The organism is Micromonospora sp. B11E3 (assembly GCF_039871625.1).
In the GTDB taxonomy this organism is placed as follows: Bacteria; Actinomycetota; Actinomycetes; order Mycobacteriales; family Micromonosporaceae; genus Micromonospora.
Window position 1 is genome coordinate 26,177 of sequence record NZ_JBDPMC010000019.1, and the last position, 14,383, is coordinate 40,559.

Genomic DNA, 14,383 nt, shown 5'->3' on the forward strand with positions numbered 1-14,383 from the left:
CCGGGCGGGGTCGGTTCTTCATGTCACCAGGCGACGCCGGCCACGGCCACCTCGGCGGCCCGGAGCAGCCCGTCCACCAGTTGGTAGCGGGTCATCCGGCGCAGGGCGGGCCGGTAGACGTGCACGCTGACCGCCGGCTGGTCGCCGCGATTGCTGACCACGTGCACGTGGCTCGGGCCGAACCGTCGGCCGGCCCCGGCGGCGAGGCGCCGCGCGCGCAACCGGCCGCCGCCGACCGTCTCCTCGGTGAGGACGCCGGCGACGACCAGGAACGCGCCGGAGGCGCCGCCGTGGTCGTGCAGGTCGGTGCCCTGACCGGGCAGCCAGCTCAGCGCCCACACCTCGTGGTCGGGGCGGGCGTCGAGGCAGGCGTACCAGCGCTGGTCGGGGTCGAAGCGCAGCGGCACCGGCCAGCCGGCCGGGTCGGCGGCGTACCGGGCGGCAACGGCGAGCAGGTCGGGCTCGGGGCAGCGACTGGTGACCATCGGCGGACCTCGCGGGAGTCGGGGCGACGCGGGCACCACCACCGTAGATGATAAAGCCTATAGGTTTAGTAGGTAATTTCGCATGATGGGACGGATCCGCCGCCCGCGGGTCCGGCTCAGCGGCGGACCGGCGGCGCCACCCGGTACCCGGGCACCGACGGCCAGCGCACGGTCAGCACCACGGACTCGCGCTCGGCGTACCAGGAGTGGTCCACGCCCCGGCCCCACACCACGTAGTCGCCCGGCTCGGACAGCACCACCGTGCGGTCGGGCAGCTCGACCCGGAACCGCCCGCTGACCAGCACCAGCAGCGCGGTACGCCGCTCGCCGGTCGCCCACTGCGAGCGGGTCTCCCCCGGCGGGTGCACGCCCCACTTCACCTCGACGTCCGTGCTGTGCCGGGGGTCGCCGGGCGGGCGGAAGTGCCCGAGCAGCCAGCCGCCCTCGGCCGCCCCGTCCAACCCGGCCTTGCCCACGTACACCTTGTCGTCCATCGCCCCTCCCCACCCGACGGGTCGGCAAGCTACCAGCCGGCGCCGGCTCGCGCCGCTGACCGGGGGTTGACCCCGGCGGGTCCGGGCGCGCGGTATACAGGGGCGGTGGAGGATCCCCTACCGGAACAGATGCGGGCGGCGGCCACCGCGCTGCTGGACGCGCTCGGCGAGCCGGGTCGGGCCCGCGCGGCGTACCCGTTCGACGACGACGCTGCCCGGCGGTGGCTGGAGTACCGGCCGCGCCCGCGGCCCGGCGCCTGCCTCGCCGACCTGGACCGGGCCGGCCGCAAGGCCGCGCACCGGCTGCTGGCCACCGCGCTCAGCCCGGCGGCGTACGCCCAGGCCATGGCGGTCGTCGCGCTGGAGGAGGTGCTGGACCGGGCCGAGGGGTGGCGGCGGGGCCGGCACAGCGGCGACTACTGGGTGGCCGTCTTCGGCGACCCCGGCCGCGACGACCGGTGGGCCTGGCGGTTCGAGGGCCACCACCTGTCGGTGAGCATGACGGTGGTCGACGACCAGGTCTCCCCCGCCCCGATCTTCCTCGGCGCGAACCCGGCCGCCGTCCGGCACGCCGGTCGTCCGGTGTCCCGGCCGCTGGGCCCCGAGGAGGATCTGGCCCGGGCGTTGCTGGACGCGCTGGGCCCGGCGGGCCGCGCCGCCGCGATCGTCGCGGACGAGGCCCCCGGGGACATCGTCAGCGCCACCCGGCCGCAGGTGTCCGGGCCGATCGCGCCGCTCGGCGTGCCGGGCGACCGGCTCGGCCCCACCGGCCGGGCGCTGCTGGACCAGCTCGTCGCGCTGTACCTCGACCGGCTGCCGCCGGAGCTGGCCGCGCGGGAGGCCCGCCGGGTCGCCGCAGGGCCGCTGCACTTCGCCTGGGCCGGCCCGACCGGGCCGGGGCAGCGCCACTACTACCGGGTGCAGGGCGACGATCTGCTGATCGAGTACGACAACACCGCCGACGACGGCAACCACGCGCACACCGTGCTGCGCCGGCCGGCCAGCGACTTCGGCGCGGACGTGCTCGCCGAACACCACGCCGAGGCGCACCGCTGACGGGCCGCGCGGGGGTCGGCCGCCAGGGCGGGCGGCGAGGGCTGGCTCAGACGGGCTTGACCGCCTCGATCAGGAACCGCCGGGCGTGGGCGACGAACGGGCCCTCGGCGGCCATCCGGGCATGCAGGCGGGCGAGCTGCGGCCGGTACCGCTCGACGGTGAACCCTGGCACCGTCCACACCACCTTGCGCAGGAAGTAGACCACCGCGGCGATGTCGTGGAAGACGGTGCGCAGCGTGGCCTCGCGCAGGTCGATCACGGTCAGGCCGGCCGCCCGGGCGGCGGCCACGGCCTGCTCGGGCAGCTGCCGGGTAGGCGGCGGCAGCGGGCCGAGCAGGGCCTCGCTCAGCTCCCGTACGGTGCCGCCGCGGATCTGCTGTGACAGGTACGTACCACCCGGCCGCAGCACCCGGGCGATCTCGTCCCACGCCGTGTGCACGGGGTGGCGGCTGACGACGAGGTCGAGCGCGGCGTCCCGCAGCGGCAGTGCCGCGTCCTCGGCGACCCACAGCACGGTCGCGCCCAGCGGGCGCAGCGTCCGCCGGGCCACCTCGACGTTGGGCGGCCACGCCTCGGTGGCCAGCAGCCGGCGCGGTGGGCGGGGCACCTCGGCGAGGACCTCCCCGCCGCCGGTGTCGATGTCCAGCGCCGTGTCGGCCCGGGCCATCCGGTCGGCGACCAGCCGGGCGTAGCCCCACGGGGGCCGTTCCTCGCTGGCCCGCCCGCGCAGCCAGGAGAAGTCCCAGCCCTGCACCGGGACCGCGGCGCCCTCGGCGACCAGATCCTCGAAGTCGCGGTCCTCGCTCATCCGACCAGCCTGGCCGGCCGCGCGCGGCCGGGCAACCCCCGCGACCACATCACGTCGCCGCGCGCTCGTACCCGGTCACGGCGTGGCCGGCAGCGGCATGGCCGGCAGCGGCGTGGCCGGCAACGGCGTGGCCGGCAGCGGCGTGCGCCTGGCAGGAAGGCGGCACCGGCCGGCACGCGCTGTTACGCCGGGCGGAGGCGTCACGGACAGTGGTCGGCCACCGGGTGCACCGACGATCTTCCGGGCCCTTTGCTCTGCACCCGAGGATGCGACACCGGCGATGACCAGGCACGGATCCCGCCGGCACGCCACCGGTCGCCGACCGGGGCAGTGACACCTGGTGACTGCCGCATCGGTGGGTGCAGAGCAAAGCGGGGGCAGGTGCGGTGATGGGGTCGCTGGTCGGTGACCGTGCGTCACGACGACGCCGGCCGCCGCCGGCCGGGCGCGACGAGGGCGGAGGGCGACGAGGGCGGAGGGCGACGAGGGCAGGGGCGCGGGCGTCAGGCGCGGGGCCGGACGACCTCCACCGTGGAGCCGGCGACGCCGCTCAACGCCCCGATGCTGCTCGCTTCGGCACGGTCGGCCTCGAACTGGCGCAGCAGGCGGGAGCCCAGCCACACGCCGACCCCGCCGACCCCGAGGGCGACCAGCTCGATCGCGAGCACGAGGCCGGACGCGCCCCGCTGCGGCGAGTGCGCCCGGCTCAGGCAGGTCAGCAGGAACAGCCCCGCCATCCCGGCGTTGACCAGGTTGAACGTGATCTTGGTGTGCCGGGTGCGACCGCCCGAGGCGTCCCACAGGTCGACCATGCCGGCCACGGTGGACAGCGCGGCGGCCACCAGGGCGGCCACGCACGTCCAGTAGCCCACCTCGCCGAGGAAGACCGGCCCGCCGACGACATCAGCCAGGTCGAAGATCGTGGCGCAGACGAAGAGCCCGTACGGGAACGTCACGAGCATCGGTTGGATCGGTTGCCCCTGCACCCGCAGCCGGCTCTCCATGGCGTCCTCCCTGGTCGCGTCAGCTTCCCAGTCCAGAGTGCTACCCGCGGGTACGGGATGGGAAACGACCGGCCGATGGGGACGCACATCGGACAGTCCCGAGGCCCCCCTCAGCTGCCCCGGGGACGGGACACGGTCACGACCAGCCGCTCGGCCACCTCACGCAGCGGGATGTCCAGCGAGGTGGCGGCACTGCGCAGCACCTGCAACGCCTCGGGCGCGGGGCAGCCCCGCTGGGTCATGATCACGCCGATCGCCTGGCCGACGACCCCCTCGCCGAGCAGCGTGGAGTCCAGCTCGTCGGCCTGCGCCGCCTGCCGCTCCCGCCCGCGCACGGCGGCGAGCAGCAGCCCGGCGTGCTCGGCGAGCAGCATCGCGGTGAGCTGGTGTCGGGTGGTCAGCGCCTCGGCCGCCGAGGCGTACAGGTTGATCGCCCCGACGACCTGCTCGTCGACGTCCACCGGGGCGGAGATCACCCCCCGCACCCCCAGCTCGCGGGCCCGCGCCGACCAGGACGGCCAGCGCTCCTCCCGCCGCAGGTCCTCCGAGAGGACCATCTCGCGGCGGTGGATCGCGCTCATGGCCGGCGAGTCGGGGCCGTGGCTCAGGTCGTCCAGGCCCGCGAGGGCGGGGTCGGAGGCGGCCACCCCGGCCGGTTCCCCGGCGCGCAGGGCGGTGAAGCCGCACCAGGCGACCCCGGCCACGGCCTCCCGGGCGATCCGCACCAGGTGGGCCAGCGCCTCGTCGAAATCGGTCACCGCGATCAGGCCGGCGGTCAACTCCCGCAGCAGCGCGGCCGTCTCCAGCGCGCCCAGGGTCTCACTGCCGGGCGCCTGCGTCTCCAGGTTCACCGGGCCACTGCCCCCACCGTCGGCGCAACCGACGCGCACGCGACCGCGCCGGCCCTCGGATGTCTCATCGTCAGCTCTCTCCCGGTTCGTCGGACCCGGCGTACTACCCCTGCCACCATGGGCCGAAACGGCCTGCCGTGCTGGTCAACGGCGGTAAGGGCGGCCGCCCCGGCGCCGGCCACGGCGCCCCGCGGCCGGCGCGGGCGATCAGCGCGAGGCGGAGCTGAGCCGGCGGCCGACGGAGGCGATGAGCCGGTCCAGCTCGGAGCCGAACGGGTTGTCGTGCACAAGGTACGTCCACGTGGCGCTGGGCCGGACCAGCTTCGCGGAGTCCGGCTCCCAGTCCTCGTCGAATTCGGTCTCGGTGAACGTGTCGATGGTGCGCGTCTCGATCTCGGGGATCAGCGCGTTGAACGCCGGCACGGCCGCCCGGTGGAACTCGTCGAGCGGGTCGAGCCGCCCCAGGGCCCGCAGGTGCACGCCCTCGCGTACCTCCGACAGCTCGGCCAGGTGCGCGGCCCAGAGCCGGTCGAGGTGGTACAGGGCGATCGACCGCGCGACCCGCGCCAGCAGGTCCTCGTCCATCTCGCCGGCCTTGTCCGGCACCCGCTCCAGCAGCATGATCGCGGCGACGTCGCTGGTCAGCAGCCGCTCCCGCCGCTCGGCGAGCGCCTTGCGCTGCTGCTCGATCACCATGCTGTAGCGCCAGGTGTTGCGGTGGATCTCGTGGTTGACGCCCTCGGCGACCCGCTGGGCGTGCTCCACCGCGTAGTCCACCTGCGAGTCGGTGACCAGGCCGTCGGCGTTCATCCGCGGCGAGGCGGGAACGGCGTCGCCGGCGTGCCGGACCACCAGGTCGTCCTCCAGGCTGACGAAGAACACCGAGCCGCCCGGGTCGCCCTGCCGCCCGGCCCGACCGCGCAGCTGGTCGTCGACGCGGCGGCTGTCGTGCCGGCCGCTGCCGATGACGTACAGGCCGCCCAGCTCCGCGACCCGGTCCCGGTCGGCCTGGTCGCTGCCGCCGAGCCGGATGTCGACGCCCCGGCCGGCCATCTGGGTGGAGACGGTCACCGCGCCGAACGTGCCGGCCTCGGCGATGATCGCCGCCTCCTCGTCGTCGTTCTTGGCGTTGAGCACGACACAGGGCACCCCGGCGGCGTTCAGGCCGGCGGCGAGCTGCTCGGACTCCTTGACGTCGAGGGTGCCGACCAGCACCGGGCGGCCCACCTCGTGGCAGCGCCGGATCTCGTCGACCAGCGCCTCGTCCTTCTCGGCGCGGGTGGCGTAGATCCGGTCCGGCTCGTCCTCCCGGACGCAGGGGGTGTTGGGCGGGATCACCGCGACCTCGAGGCCGAAGAACTCGCGCAGCTGGTCCCCGACCAGCACCGCCGTGGCGGTCATGCCGCAGACCGTGGGGTAGAGCCCGATGTACGCCTGCACCGCGATGGTGCCCAGCACCTCGCCCTCGGCGGTGGCGTCCAGCCCCTCCTTGGCCTCGACGGCCGCCTGGAGGCCGTCGGGCCAGCGGCGGCGCTGGGCCACCCGGCCACGCATCTCGTCGATCAGCTCCACGCTGTCGTCGCGGACGATGTAGTCGACGTCGCGGTGCAGCAGGGCGTGCGCGTGCAGCGCCACGTTGACCGCGGAGAGCTGCCCGACGTGCTCCTCGTCGTAGAGGTCGATGCCGCCGAGCTTCGCCTCGACCGCGGCCAGGCCGGCGGAGGTGAACGCGACGCTGCGGCCGTCCTCGGCCACCGTGTAGTGCTTGCCCTTGCGCAGGCCGCGGACCAGCGCCGCGGCGGCGTGCACCGGGTCCTGCTCGCCGGCGACCGCGCCCGCGAGGACCATCGGCACCCGGGCCTCGTCGATGAGGATCGAGTCGGCCTCGTCGACGATCGCGGTCTTCAGCGCCGGCTGGACCCGGTCGGCGAGGTCGGTGACGAGCTGGTCGCGCAGGTAGTCGAAGCCCGCCTCGCTGACGGAGACGTAGGTGACGTCGCAGGCGTACGCCTCGCGCCGCTCCTCGGGCGTGGACGCCTCGTTGACCCAGCCGACGGTCAGCCCGAGCAGGGTGTAGACCGGCTCCATCCACTGGGCGTCCCGGCGGGCCAGGTAGTCGTTGACGGTGAGCACGTGCACCGGCCCGTTGCCCAGCCGGACGTGCCCGTACGCGGCGATCGTGGCGGTCAGGGTCTTGCCCTCACCGGTGGCCATCTCGGCGACCTTGCCCGACAGCAGGGCCATGGCGCCGAGCAGCTGCACGTCGTACGGCCGCTGGTCGAGCCCGCGGCGGGCGGCCTCCCGGCCGATGGCGCAGATCTCCTCGTACCCCGAGGCGGAGCCGGCGGCCTCGGTGAGCTCGGCGTCGGTCAGCGCCGACAGCTCGTCCTCGCGCGCCTCGATGGCCGGCAGCAGCTTCTCCAGCGGGGCCAGCTCGACCGTGGTGCCGGGCCGCTGGAGGAACCGCCGGAACCTGCTCTTGAACCGTTGCGACACACCCATGAGCGGCAACGGTACGCGACTCGGGCCGGCTTGCGCTCCCCCGGCCGGGCCGTGGCGGGATCGATCTCCGCCGCCTCAGCCCGTGAGCACCACCTGGAGTTCCTGGCGGCGGCGCTCGGCCAGGTCGGTCAACAAAGTCGGCGCCTCCTCGAACGGTACGACGGCGGACACCAGGTGCTTGCGGATCGTGTCGCCGTACGCCAGCAGCAGCTCGATCGTCTCGGCCGACAGCCGCTCCCGGTCCCAGATCTGGGCGAGCCCCCGCGGCACCCGCCCGATCTGGGCACAGCGCAGCGACAGCCCGTTGTGGTGGAACTCCTCGCCGAACCGGACCTCGTCCGCGCCCGCCTGATAGAAGGCCAGGTCGATCACGGTGCCCTGGGGCCGCAGCAGGCGCAGCGCGAGCTGCAGCGCCCACGCCTGCCCCCGGCACTGGAACACGACGTCGGCGCCCCGGTCCCCCACGGCGTGGTTCCACCGGGTCTTCAGCACCACCGCCGGGTCGTCGGCGTCCGGGTCCAGGGTCTCCAGGCCGAGCGCCTCGGCGACCGCCCGGCGCTGCGGGGTGGGGTCGAGCACCACCACCGACGCGGCGCCGTGCCGCCGGGCGAACAGCGCGGTGAGCAGGGCCACCACCCCGGAGCCGACGACGGCCACCCGCCGGCCGCGCACCCCGTCGCCGAGGGACCGCACGTCGGTGCCGCACAGGTCGGCGGCGGCGTGCAGCAGCCCGTTGGCGCAGATCGGCCCCATGTGCGCGACGTACACGCCCAGCAGCGGGTCCAGGTCGGCGGGCAGCGGGACGAACCGCTCGGCGACGGGGTCGGCGACGTACCCGGTGCGGTGGCCGTAGGTCATGGCGCCGACGGCCCCGACGGCGACGGCCGGGGTGCGGCTCTCCACGACCCGGCCGACCTGCATGTAGCCGAGCCGGGTCACCGGGTACGGGCTGCTCGCCCCGTCCGGCTGGAACAGCCCGAGGTCGGCGTTCCAGGCGGCGTTCAGGTACGGGTTGGTGCCCTTGACGTAGCTCAGCTCGGTGCCGCTGGAGACCCCGCTGTACAGCGTCTCGACCCGGAACGTGCCGTCGCGCAGCTCGTCGGCGTCCCGCTCGACCAGCTCCACCCGGCCCGGGCCGCTGACCACCACCACCCGGTCACGCATCGGCGACCGCCCCGGCCGGCGCCGCCTCGGCGGCGGCGACCCGCGGCAGCGCCGCCGGTCCGGTGGGCAGCGACACCGGGCGGCCGGTGCGGGCGGACTCGGCCACCGCGAGGGCCAGCCGCTGGGTGCCGAGCGCCTCGGCGTACGGTACGCGGACGTCGTCGCCCACGCCGCGGACCGCGTCGACGAAGGCCCGGTCGACGGCCACGCGGGCGCCGTCCGGGTCGGCGGGCAGGTGCCGCTCCCCGTCGCCGTCGCAGACGGTCAGCCCGTCCTCGGCCAGCGACAGCGCCAGCCCGTCGGCGAGGATCTCCAGCCCGGCCCGGTGCTTCCAGCCCAGCACGCAGGCGGCCGCCAGGGTGCCCACCGCCCCGCCGGCGAAGCGCAGCGCGGCGGTGGTGACGGAGTCGATGTCCGCGCCGTCCACCGGTGGCGGGCTGCCGTCGCCGTACGCGGTCACCTCGCTCACCTCCCCGACCAGCAGGCGCATCAGGTCCAGCACGTGCGCGGCCTGCTCGACCACCGGGCCGCCGGACCGGTCCCGCCGGGGCCACCAGTCCACCGGGGGGACCTTGTCCAGCCAGGAGCCGCCGACCATGCGCACCGGCCGGTCGGCCAGCAGCGCCCGGGCCTGCTCCACCACGTGCAGGTACCGCCAGTGGTGCCCGACGCCGGTGAGCAGCCCGCGCCGGGCCACCAGGTCGGCGATCCGCTCGGCGGTGTCCAGATCCACCGCGACGGGCTTCTCCACGAACATCGGCACCCCGGCGGCGACGACCGCCTCCTCGACCGGACCGTGGGCGAACGGCGGCACGCAGACGTAGACGGCGTCGGGCCCGGCCGCCAGCAGCTCGTCCACGTCGGGGAACGCCCGCGCGCCGTACGCGTCGGCGAGGCGGGCGGCGGCGTCCCGCGTCACGTCCGTCACGCCGACGATCTCCACGTCCGGGAAGCCGCCCAGTACGCGGGCGTGGCGCTGCGCCACCCCGCCTGCCCCCACCAGTCCCACCCGGCACGCGCGCATGCTGACCCTTCCTCCGGTCGCTCCCAGTACCCGGACCACTGCCCAGCGGGAACGTGGTCAAACGTCCACCCGGAAACAGGCGGCGCGGAGCCCGTGATCAAGCTGGTAGAGGTAATCCGGTTAGCGCGCGGACCACACCGGGAACATGGTTCCCGGTTTCCGCCACGATCTGGGGGTGTCTCAGTGCGGAAGACAGATGCGAGGGTCACGCCGGTGGTGGAGGCATGGGCTACGTACCGGACCAGCTCGGCGGCCGACTGGACGCCGGGCCGGCTCCTGCGGGCCAAGGGCGACAGCCGGGTCAGCGTGGTGCTGCCGGCGCGCAACGAGGAGGCGACGGTCGGCGCGATCGTGTCGACCATCCGCCAGCACCTAATGGACCGGGTGCCCCTGGTCGACGAGCTGATCGTGGTCGACTCCCGGTCGACGGACCAGACCGCCCGGGTGGCCCGGGCCGCCGGCGCGGAGGTGGTCAGCCAGGACGAGATGACCCGGGGGCTGCCCCGGCTCACCGGCAAGGGCGACGCGCTGTGGGCGGGGCTCGCGGCGGCGGAGGGAGACGTGGTCGCGTTCGTCGACGCCGACCTGCGCGACTTCCGGCCGCACTTCGTCGCGGGGCTGCTCGGGCCGCTGCTCACCGACCCCTCGGTGGAGTTCGTGAAGGGCTTCTACCACCGGCCGCTGGTCGGCGCGGCCAGCGTGGAGGCCGACGGCGGCGGGCGGGTGACGGAGCTGATGGCCCGCCCGCTGCTCAACCTGTTCTGGCCCGAGCTGGCCGGCTTCGTCCAGCCGCTCGCCGGCGAGTACGCCGGACGGCGGGCGGTGCTGGAGCAGGTCCCGTTCGTCTCCGGGTACGGGGTGGAGACGGCGATGCTGATCGACCTGCTCGACCTGGTCGGGCTCGACGCGCTGGCCCAGGTCGACCTCGGCGAGCGTAAGCACCGCCATCAGGACACCGCCGCGCTGGGCCGGATGTCGGCACAGATCATGCTGACCGCGTGGTCGCGGTTGCAGCGGCGCGGCTGGGCCAGCCCGGGCACCGTCCCGGCGGCCCTGCTCACCCAGTTCCGGCGGGGCGGCTCCGACGCGCTGCCCAGCCTGGAGCGGGAGATCGTGGTCAGTGACGTCTCGGTGCAGGAGCGACCGCCGCTGGCGCAGCTCCGCCACCGGGTGCCCCGCCGGCGGGTCGCGGCGGCGTGAGGCGCGAGCGCGCCAGGAGAGGACCGAGCATGAGCCTGACCGTCCTGATGAACGCCGGCCCGTGGCTGTCCGTGCCGCCGCCCGGCTACGGCGGCATCGAGAACGTCATCGCCACCCTGGTACCGGAGCTGCGGCGGCTCGGCGTACGGGTGGTGCTCGCCTCGGTGGCGACCAGCACCCTGCCCGTGGACGAGCGGTTCCACGTCTTCGGCGACGGGCAGTTCCCGGCGTTGCAGCGGCCGTACAACCAGGTGTGCGGCGTCTCCCAGGCGCACCTGAACGGCGTGGTGCGGCTGCTGCAGGGCCGCGACGACATCGACCTGGTGCACGACCACGTCGAGGCCGTCGGCCTGGCCACCCTCGCCGCCATGGGTCCGGACGCCCCGCCCGTGCTGCACACCCTGCACTGGGACCTGGCCAAACACCCCGCGCTCTACGGCAACCTGGACGGCGGCGACCGGGTCCGGGTCAACGGGGTCTCGGCGTCGCAGCTGGCGCGCGCCCCGCTGGCGCTGCGCCAGCACTCGGTCGGGCACGTGCACCTGTCCACACCGCTCGCGGTGGACGCCGACCGCCGCCGTCCGGTGGACAAGGGCGACTACCTGGTGACGCTCGGCCGGATCTACCCGGGCAAGGGCCAGGACCTGGCCGCCCGGATCGCCCGGGCGGTCGGCGTGCCGCTGGTGCTGGCCGGCCCCCTCGGGCCGTACCACCGGCCGGAGGACCTGGCCGCGGCGGGCGACGAGGCCCGGCAGAACCCGGACGTGCGGTTCTTCCACGACGAGGTGGCCCCGCACGTCGACGGCGACCTGGTGCGCTGGGTCGGCACGGTCGCCGGGCAGGAGCGCGACGACCTCGTCGCCGGCGCCCGCGCCGCGCTGTTCCCGCTGCGCTGGGAGGAGCCCGGCGGCACGGCGGTCGTGGAGTCGCTCGCCCTGGGCACCCCGGTGGTGGCCACCGCCCGCGGCTGCCTGCCGGAACTGGTCGAGCACGGCCGCACCGGGCTGCTCACCGACGACGAGGGGGAACTGGCCGATCTGGTCCTGGCCGCGAGCCTGCTGGACGCCGGCGAGTGCCGGCGGGAGGCCGCGGCGCGGTTCACCCCGGCGGTGATGGCCGAGCGCTACGTCGGGCTGTACGACAGGGTCCGCCGGCTCGCCGCCGCCCGCCAACCGCAGGCCGCCTGAGGCTGGCGACCGGGGAACACGCCACCGGGCGACGAGCACGGCCGCCGGCGGGTTTCGAGGTGCCCGGCGCCGGGTAGCCGCGACCGTCGTCGTCGGCGGGAGCTTCCCGCACAGTGAGGAGATCGCGGTGACCGGATCAATGGCTCACTCCCGGGCCCGGCGCAACCCGGCGGACGGCCGCGCCCCCGTACAGCGGGCGGCCGCCGTCTTCGGGGTGGTGTTCCTGCTGATCGGGGTGCTCGGCTTCGTCCCCGGCATCACCACCCGGTACGACGACCTGTACTTCGCCGGGCACACCTCCGAGGCGAAGCTGCTCGGGGTGTTCCAGGTCTCGGTCCTGCACAACATCGTGCACCTGGCCTTCGGCGTCGCCGGGCTGGTGCTGTCGCGCACCGTGCACAACGCCCGGACGTTCCTGGTCGGCGGCGGCGCGATCTACCTCGTGCTGTGGCTCTACGGCCTGGTCGTCGACCACAGGACGGCGGCCAACTTCATCCCGGTCAACAGCGCCGACAACTGGCTGCACCTCGGCCTCGGCGTCGGGATGATCGCCCTCGGGGTGGCCACCACCCGGGGCCGCCGCTGAGCGGCGCGCGACCCGCCGGTCCCGCCGTTCCTCCCTCCCGCCCGCCGGTCCCTGCGGCCCGCCGGTTCCTCCGTTTCGCCCTCCGGCCCGCCGGGTACCTGCGGTTAACCCGGAGGATGAGACGAGGACCAGGCATGCCGAGCCGGATAACCTGCGAGGTCCGCGAGGGGTCGCCGGTGACGGTCGTACGGTTACGCGGCGGCCTCGACCTGCGGACCATGCGGTCCGTGCACCACGTCCTGGACGGGTGCCTCACGGCCCAGCCGGACGCGCTGGTGGTCGACCTGGCCGACGTCACGGTCCGGGACCGGCTGGCGCTGTCCGTGTTCGCCGCGGCCGCCCGCCGGGCGGCCGACTGGCCGGCCGTGCCGTTCGTCTTGTGCTCCCCGTCACCGGACGCGGCGAGCTGGCTGGCCGGGTCCCGCGCCGGGCGGGCGCTGCCCGTGCGGCGCGACGTCGCCGAGGCCGCCCGGACGGCTGGGGCCGCCGCCGCGCCCCGGCTACAGGCCCGGCTGGAGCCGGTGACGGGCGCCTGCCGGCGGGCGCGGGAGCTGGTCACCGAGGCCTGCGCGCGGTGGCACCTGCCGGAGCTGGTCGTCCCGACCACGGTGGTGCTCAGCGAACTGGTCGGCAACGTCGTCCGGCACGCCGGGACGCCGATGCAGGTGACCCTCACGCTGCGCCGGCCGTACCTGCAGGTGGCCGTCGCCGACGGCAGCCGGCGGACGGTCCGGCCCGCGGCCGCGCCCGACGTGCGCGCCGAGGGCGGCCGGGGTCTGCTGCTGGTACGCGAGCTGGCCCGCCGCTGGGGCAGCGCGCCGGTGGGCGACGGCAAGGTCGTGTGGGCACTGCTTCCCGCGACGTGACGGGGCCCCTCGTCCGAGGGGCCCTTCCCCGCACCTCAGTCGCGGCGGACCGGTTCGGCGGCCGCACCGTTCCGGGTCTTCGTCGGCGCCACCTCGGCGGCGTTGTGCCAGGGCGGCGGCGCGTCGGCCAGCATCGCCTGGCGCAGCCACGTCAACGCCCGGGACAGCAGCCGGGAGACGTGCATCTGGGAGATGCCGAACCGGGCGGCGATCTCCGCCTGCGTCTGGTTGCCGTAGAAGCGCATCGCCAGGATGCGCCGCTCCCGCCAGGGCAGCCGGTGCAGCAGCCCGCTGACGGTGACCCGGTCGTCGACCGACTCCAGGGCGTTGTCGGACTCCCCGACCAGGTCGCCGAACTCGGCCGAGCTCTCCCCGCCGACCGGCGCGTTCAGCGATGCCGGGCTGTACCCGGCGGCGGACTCCAGCGCCGCGAGGATCTCCTCCTCCGGCGTCTCCAGCCGCGCGGCCAGCTCGGCGACCGTGGGGGCCCGGGACAGCTCGCTGGTCAGCGCCGCGGTGGCCTGCCCGACCTCCAGGATCAGGTCGCGCAGCCGGCGGGGCACGTGCACACCCCAGGTCCGGTCGCGGAAGTGCCGCTTGATCTCGCCGACGATCGTGATGGCCGCGTACGCGGTGAACGAACCGCGTTCCGGGTCGTACCGGTCGACGGCGTTGACCAGGCCGAGGCGGGCGACCTGCTCCAGATCCTCCAACGGCTCCCCCCGCCCCCGGTACCGGCGGGCGAGCCGGCCGGCGAACGGCAGCGCGAAACGCACCAGGTCGTCACGCGCCTCCTGCCGCCGTTCCGGGGGCAGCCCCTCGATCCGCGCCGCGTACGCCAGCGCCGCCGCGTCGAGGTCCTCCAGGCCCCGATCGGTGGGTGGTGGTGTGGTCGTGGTGGTCTGTCCGAACATCCGCGCCTCCCTCAGGAAGGTCCCCCGCCCGGTTCGGAAACCGGTCGTGCGCATGGTCTGGCCACGCACCGGGCCGGAAAAGATGGGTCGTGACGGGAACGTCGACGGGGCGGCGACCGCGGGCCGCGCGGCCTGGCCGGGCCGTCGAGCCAGCGGTGTTCCCGCTCCGTAGGTACTCAATCACGCGACCGCGGGTTCGCGAGGATGTTTCGGCCGGCTGGTGGCACCGGCCACGGGCGCGC

The 14,383-nt window shown here is 75.2% G+C and carries 14 protein-coding genes; 5 read left to right on the forward strand and 9 right to left on the reverse strand.

The features are described 5' to 3' along the window. Window positions 1-23: 23 nt before the first annotated feature. The gene (locus tag ABGB16_RS12805) at window positions 24-485 is read right to left on the reverse strand and encodes a cysteine dioxygenase family protein (RefSeq protein WP_347668232.1); all 462 of its coding nucleotides are present in this window, start codon (window positions 483-485) and stop codon (window positions 24-26) included. A 116-nt stretch (window positions 486-601) separates the two neighbouring features. Next, window positions 602-979, reverse strand: a complete 378-nt coding sequence (locus tag ABGB16_RS12810) for a signal peptidase I (protein ID WP_347668233.1) — start codon at window positions 977-979, stop codon at window positions 602-604. Between the two features lie 105 nt (window positions 980-1,084). Here ABGB16_RS12810 and ABGB16_RS12815 point away from each other — a divergent pair, with 105 nt between their 5' ends. Beyond that, entirely contained in the window at window positions 1,085-2,035 is a 951-nt protein-coding gene (locus ABGB16_RS12815; RefSeq protein ID WP_347668234.1) for a DUF3500 domain-containing protein, read from the forward strand. Between the two features lie 46 nt (window positions 2,036-2,081). Here ABGB16_RS12815 and ABGB16_RS12820 read toward each other — a convergent pair whose 3' ends face one another. From ABGB16_RS12820 to ABGB16_RS12845, 6 genes are all read right to left on the reverse strand, one after another. After that, the gene (locus tag ABGB16_RS12820; RefSeq protein WP_347668235.1) at window positions 2,082-2,843 is read right to left on the reverse strand and encodes a class I SAM-dependent methyltransferase; all 762 of its coding nucleotides are present in this window, start codon (window positions 2,841-2,843) and stop codon (window positions 2,082-2,084) included. A 503-nt stretch (window positions 2,844-3,346) separates the two neighbouring features. Then, window positions 3,347-3,847 carry a DUF2231 domain-containing protein gene (locus ABGB16_RS12825; protein ID WP_347668236.1) on the reverse strand — a complete coding sequence of 167 codons (501 nt, stop codon included), beginning with the start codon at window positions 3,845-3,847 and terminating at the stop codon, window positions 3,347-3,349. 110 nt (window positions 3,848-3,957) lie between these two features. Continuing rightward, complete coding sequence (locus tag ABGB16_RS12830; protein WP_347668237.1) at window positions 3,958-4,698, reverse strand: GAF and ANTAR domain-containing protein; 741 nt, start codon at window positions 4,696-4,698, stop codon at window positions 3,958-3,960. A gap of 207 nt (window positions 4,699-4,905) precedes the next feature. Next, window positions 4,906-7,200: an accessory Sec system translocase SecA2 gene (gene secA2 / locus ABGB16_RS12835; RefSeq protein WP_347668238.1), complete on the reverse strand. Its 2,295-nt coding sequence runs from the start codon at window positions 7,198-7,200 to the stop codon at window positions 4,906-4,908. 75 nt (window positions 7,201-7,275) lie between these two features. Continuing rightward, on the reverse strand, window positions 7,276-8,364 hold the full coding sequence (locus tag ABGB16_RS12840; RefSeq protein WP_347668239.1) for a zinc-binding dehydrogenase: 1,089 nt from the start codon (window positions 8,362-8,364) through the stop codon (window positions 7,276-7,278). Continuing rightward, a complete protein-coding gene (locus ABGB16_RS12845; RefSeq protein WP_347668240.1) occupies window positions 8,357-9,388 on the reverse strand; it encodes a Gfo/Idh/MocA family oxidoreductase in 1,032 nt (343 codons plus the stop codon). The genes ABGB16_RS12840 and ABGB16_RS12845 overlap by 8 nt, the downstream gene beginning before the upstream one ends. Before the next feature lie 216 nt (window positions 9,389-9,604). On the opposite strand from ABGB16_RS12845, the gene ABGB16_RS12850 reads away from it, so the two are divergent. From ABGB16_RS12850 to ABGB16_RS12865, 4 genes are all read left to right on the forward strand, one after another. Beyond that, a complete protein-coding gene (locus ABGB16_RS12850; RefSeq protein ID WP_347668300.1) occupies window positions 9,605-10,588 on the forward strand; it encodes a glucosyl-3-phosphoglycerate synthase in 984 nt (327 codons plus the stop codon). Window positions 10,589-10,617: 29 nt separating this feature from the next. Further along, window positions 10,618-11,775 carry a glycosyltransferase gene (locus tag ABGB16_RS12855; RefSeq protein WP_347668241.1) on the forward strand — a complete coding sequence of 386 codons (1,158 nt, stop codon included), beginning with the start codon at window positions 10,618-10,620 and terminating at the stop codon, window positions 11,773-11,775. 139 nt (window positions 11,776-11,914) lie between these two features. Further along, window positions 11,915-12,361 (forward strand): DUF4383 domain-containing protein, encoded by a 447-nt coding sequence (locus tag ABGB16_RS12860; RefSeq protein ID WP_347668301.1) that lies wholly within the window; start codon window positions 11,915-11,917, stop codon window positions 12,359-12,361. Between the two features lie 134 nt (window positions 12,362-12,495). After that, on the forward strand, window positions 12,496-13,227 hold the full coding sequence (locus ABGB16_RS12865; RefSeq protein WP_347668242.1) for an ATP-binding protein: 732 nt from the start codon (window positions 12,496-12,498) through the stop codon (window positions 13,225-13,227). A 35-nt stretch (window positions 13,228-13,262) separates the two neighbouring features. On the opposite strand, the gene ABGB16_RS12870 is transcribed toward ABGB16_RS12865, so the two are convergent. Next, window positions 13,263-14,141, reverse strand: a complete 879-nt coding sequence (locus ABGB16_RS12870) for a SigB/SigF/SigG family RNA polymerase sigma factor (protein ID WP_347668243.1) — start codon at window positions 14,139-14,141, stop codon at window positions 13,263-13,265. Window positions 14,142-14,383 lie beyond the last annotated feature (242 nt).

What these genes read in the sequence shown, in the direction of transcription:
- ABGB16_RS12805 (WP_347668232.1), bottom strand. Translation starts at nt 485, where the DNA reads ATGGTCACCAGTCGCTGCCCCGAGCCCGACCTGCTCGCCGTTGCCGCC.
- ABGB16_RS12810 (WP_347668233.1), bottom strand. Translation starts at nt 979, where the DNA reads ATGGACGACAAGGTGTACGTGGGCAAGGCCGGGTTGGACGGGGCGGCC.
- ABGB16_RS12820 (WP_347668235.1), bottom strand. Translation starts at nt 2,843, where the DNA reads ATGAGCGAGGACCGCGACTTCGAGGATCTGGTCGCCGAGGGCGCCGCG.
- ABGB16_RS12825 (WP_347668236.1), bottom strand. Translation starts at nt 3,847, where the DNA reads ATGGAGAGCCGGCTGCGGGTGCAGGGGCAACCGATCCAACCGATGCTC.
- secA2 (WP_347668238.1), bottom strand. Translation starts at nt 7,200, where the DNA reads ATGGGTGTGTCGCAACGGTTCAAGAGCAGGTTCCGGCGGTTCCTCCAG.
- ABGB16_RS12840 (WP_347668239.1), bottom strand. Translation starts at nt 8,364, where the DNA reads ATGCGTGACCGGGTGGTGGTGGTCAGCGGCCCGGGCCGGGTGGAGCTG.
- ABGB16_RS12845 (WP_347668240.1), bottom strand. Translation starts at nt 9,388, where the DNA reads ATGCGCGCGTGCCGGGTGGGACTGGTGGGGGCAGGCGGGGTGGCGCAG.
- ABGB16_RS12855 (WP_347668241.1), top strand. Translation starts at nt 10,618, where the DNA reads ATGAGCCTGACCGTCCTGATGAACGCCGGCCCGTGGCTGTCCGTGCCG.
- ABGB16_RS12860 (WP_347668301.1), top strand. Translation starts at nt 11,915, where the DNA reads ATGGCTCACTCCCGGGCCCGGCGCAACCCGGCGGACGGCCGCGCCCCC.
- ABGB16_RS12865 (WP_347668242.1), top strand. Translation starts at nt 12,496, where the DNA reads ATGCCGAGCCGGATAACCTGCGAGGTCCGCGAGGGGTCGCCGGTGACG.
- ABGB16_RS12870 (WP_347668243.1), bottom strand. Translation starts at nt 14,141, where the DNA reads ATGTTCGGACAGACCACCACGACCACACCACCACCCACCGATCGGGGC.